The sequence below is a fragment of the Kitasatospora sp. NPDC056327 genome, assembly GCF_042261735.1.
Classification (GTDB): Bacteria; Actinomycetota; Actinomycetes; order Streptomycetales; family Streptomycetaceae; genus Kitasatospora.
Genome location: NZ_JBHJRC010000469.1, coordinates 1 through 3,586 on the forward strand (window position 1 = coordinate 1; position 3,586 = coordinate 3,586).

Consider the following 3,586-nt stretch of genomic DNA (forward strand, 5'->3'; position numbering starts at 1 on the left):
GGCCGGGCCCGCGCCCGGCCGGTCCCGGTCCCGTCCGAGCCGTCCGAGCCGTCCGGTTTCGGCCCTCAGTCCGTCCCGGGCCGGTAGACGGTCAGCGCCCGGCGGGACTTGGCCAGCCGGAGCGCACCGGAGGCGGGCAGGGACTCGCCGTCGACGGCGATCCGGTCGGCGTCGCCCAGGGACTCCAGGTCGAGGGCCCGGAGCCGGGCCGCGTGGTAGACGCGGGAACGGGCGAGCGTGCCGGACAGGAAGGCCGCGGCGAGCCGGGTCCGCGCCAGCGGCCGTCCGCCGTCGACCACCCGGATGTCCAGCAGGCCGTCGGCGAGCCCGGTCCGGTGCGTCGGCGCGAAGCCCGGCGGGTCGTAGGCGCCGTTGCCCGCGAACAGCAGCCACAGCCGGCGCTCGCGCCCGCCCACCCGGACGGTGACCGGTTCGGAGGTCGTGAGCACCCGCGCGGTGGCCACCGCGAGAGCCGGCCACTTGCCCAGACGGCCCTCGAACTCCTCGCGGAGCCTCACCAGCTCGGGGTAGACGCCCAGGCTGAAGGTGTTCAGGAAGTGCCGTCGCTCGGTGTCGTCGGCGGCCAGCCCGAGGTCCACCCCGCACGCCCGGCCGGCGGTCACGGCGGCGGCCGTCGCCGCCATGCCGTCGATGCCGAGGTCCAGCGCGAAGTGGTTGAGCGTGCCCCCGGGGAAGACCGCGAGGGGCAGGTTCCGTTCGACGGCCAGCCCGGCGGCGAGGTTGACGCTGCCGTCGCCCCCGCAGACCCCGAGCGCGCCGCCGGCCGCCGCCGCCAGGTCGGCGGCCTCGGCGAGCAGGGTCGGCAGGTCGTCGTCGGGCCCGCAGATCCTGACGTCGGCCCGGGGCAGCAGCTCGCGCAGTGCGGCGGCCGTCTCCCGGGGGCCCTCGGACGTCAGCGCGCCCTGCCCGGAACCGGAGTTCACCACCACCCACAGCCCGGCCCCCTCTGGCAGCGCCGGCGCGGGCCGGCGGGGCGGACCGGCGGGCGGCGGCAGGTCGGAGGAACGGGGCCACCACCGCAGGGTGAGCGCGGCGATCGCGGAGCCCAGCGCGAACCCCGCCACGACGTCGCCCGGGTGGTGGGCGCCGGTGTACACCCGGGACGCCCCGACCGCCGCCGCGACCGGCGCCACCACCAGGGCCGCCAGCGGCGACTCGATCGCCACCGCGGTGGCGAAGGCGGCCGCCGAGGCGGAGTGGCCGGAGGGGAAGGAGGTGGTGACGGGCTGGCGGAGCAGCCGGCGGTGGACCGGCACCGGGTCCAGCAGCGGACGCGGACGGCGGGTGAGCTGCTTGGCCGCGACGTTGGCCACCGTGGAGGCGAGCATCAGCGCGCTCACCCCCCGCAGCGCCGCCCGCCGTTCGGCCCGCCCGCCGACGGCCCCGAGCACGGCGGCGGCGCCGAACCAGAGCTTCCCGTGGTCGGCGGCGTGACTCAGCCGGCGCAACCAGAGGCCGCTCCTTGATCCGGTCCCGAACGGCCGTCGGGCCACGGCGACCCGGTGGAACAGCGCACGGTCGATGACATCAAGTCGCCTCATTCGGACGAGCCTAGACCGGTCCGGCGTCCCGCGCGCGCCGAGCGGGGGAGCGGACGGCGCGGCAGGCACCGACGGCGGGGCCGGGACCGCACCCGGGCGGGCTGAGTACCGGTACTCAGGCGCCGGCGGGGCCGTTCCGTCCAGACTGGCGGGCAGCACCGCGCCGCCCCGTCGCGCTGTCACCCCGTCACCCCGTCACCCCGTCACCCCGTCACCCCGTCACCGAGGATCCGGACCACCGCCATGCTCAGCCGCACCGCCGCCCTCCTGCTGCCCGCCTTCGGCCGCCTCCGCATCACCGCCGACAGCGGCTCGCCCGCGGCGGCGCCCGCCCCCGGCAGCATCGTCGCGGCCAACCACACCTCGCTCGCCGACCCCGCCGTCGTGCTCGCCGCCCTGCACCGGCTCGGCGCCCGGCCGGTGGTGCTGGCCACCGCCGGACTGTGGCGGATCCCGGTGCTCGGCCCGGTGCTCCGCCGGGAGGGGCACATCGCGGTCCACCGCGGAACCGCGCGGGCGGCGCAGTCCCTCGACGCGGCGGCCGAGGCACTGGCGGCCGGCCGGGTCGTGCTGATCTACGGCGAGGGCGGGCTGCCCCGCCGGCCGGACTCCGGGGAACAGCCGCCCGGCCCGTTCCGCAGCGGCCTGGCCCGGCTGGCGGGGGCCACCGGCGCGCCCGTGGTCCCGCTGGGCCAGGCCGGATCCCGGCGGCTCACCTCCGGTGGGCCGTTCAAGCAGTTCGCCGGCCTCGCCACCGCGCCCGTCCGCCGCCCGACCCTGCACGTTCACCTCGGCACTCCCCTCCGGCTGCCCGCCGACACGGCCGAGGCCACCGCCCGGGCGCACCGTGCCGTCACCGCTGCCTGGACGGTTGCCGCGGAGCGTGCCGCGGCGGGGTGACCGGGGTCCGGCGGATCACCTCGGGCGGGCCGCGCAGGCAGTTCGCCGGCCTTGTTGCCGTGTCCGTCCGCCGCGCGACCCCGGTGTCCGTCTCGGTACTCCTCTCGGGCCGCCCCGCCGTCACCGCCGCCTTGACGGTTGCCGCGGAGCGTGCCGCGGCGGGGTGACCGTGGTCCCGGCCCGGAGGTACCGCGGTGCGGAGCAGGGAGACGGGGGTCGGCGGCAGCCGGTGGTGGTGCCGGGTCGAAGCGCCGGCCGGGTGGAGGTGACGTGTTCTGCTCCGTTTCGGCCGGTGCCGGGGCGCGTCCGGCGGCCCGGGGTGTCCCTGCGCGCGGGGCGTCCGACCTTCGCACCCGGCAGGGGACACGGTGGGTGCGCCGGGCGCGGGTGGTCGGGCGGAGGGCTCGTCGGGGTGACGGGTCCGTGCGGCGCGGGCCCGGTCGTGTCGGCCGGTGACGGCCGGTGACGGCCGGGGCAGGACCCGGCGGTGCCGAGCGCCTCGGAACGTCTCCGCGGGCCGGGGGGACGGTCCCGGCCGACGACCCGCCCCTCGCCGGCCGGGACCGTTCCCGCAGGCCCGCCGCGTTGTCGGTGGCGGGGGTTACGGTCACGGCATGGACGACGAACGCGACACGACGGCAGGGCTGTTCACCGCGGTGGGCCGCACGGTGGTGCTGGTGGAGGACGCCGAGGCGGCGCTCGCCTTCTACCGGGACGGGCTCGGCTTCACGGTGCTCTTCGACGGGGACCTCGACGGCTACCGGCTGCTGCACGTCGGCCCGCCGGGCGGAGCGGGGGCGGGGCTGTGGCTGATGCCGGCCGAATCGCCGGAGGCGAAGGCGGCGGTGGGGCGCCAGACGGGCGGTCTGCCGGTGCTCGTGCTCTACACCGACGACCTCGACCGGGTGGCCGCCCGGCTGGCGGAGCTCGGGGTGGCGTCGCGGCCGGGCGTGCCCGACGGCGGCCCCGGCCGCTCCCTGCACTTCCGGGACCTCTATGGCAACGAGCTGATCGCCGCCCAGCCGTAGCACCCCCGCGGCCCCTCACGGCCACCCCCGTGGTGGGGCCCCGGCCCCGGGGGGCCCCCGGGGGGCCCCGGGACGGCGGGGGGGGGGGGGGGGGGT

General features: G+C 78.7%; 3 protein-coding genes. 2 read left to right on the plus strand and 1 reads right to left on the minus strand.

All coding sequences use genetic code 11. From position 1 onward, the window contains the following. Positions 1-65 precede the first annotated feature (65 nt). Complete coding sequence (locus ACFCX4_RS35285) at positions 66-1,562, minus strand: bifunctional phosphatase PAP2/diacylglycerol kinase family protein (protein ID WP_376151403.1); 1,497 nt, start codon at positions 1,560-1,562, stop codon at positions 66-68. 243 nt (positions 1,563-1,805) lie between these two features. Here ACFCX4_RS35285 and ACFCX4_RS35290 point away from each other — a divergent pair, with 243 nt between their 5' ends. Further along, positions 1,806-2,462, plus strand: a complete 657-nt coding sequence (locus ACFCX4_RS35290) for a lysophospholipid acyltransferase family protein (protein WP_376151405.1) — start codon at positions 1,806-1,808, stop codon at positions 2,460-2,462. Between the two features lie 614 nt (positions 2,463-3,076). Further along, positions 3,077-3,490, plus strand: a complete 414-nt coding sequence (locus ACFCX4_RS35295) for a VOC family protein (protein WP_376151407.1) — start codon at positions 3,077-3,079, stop codon at positions 3,488-3,490. Positions 3,491-3,586 lie beyond the last annotated feature (96 nt).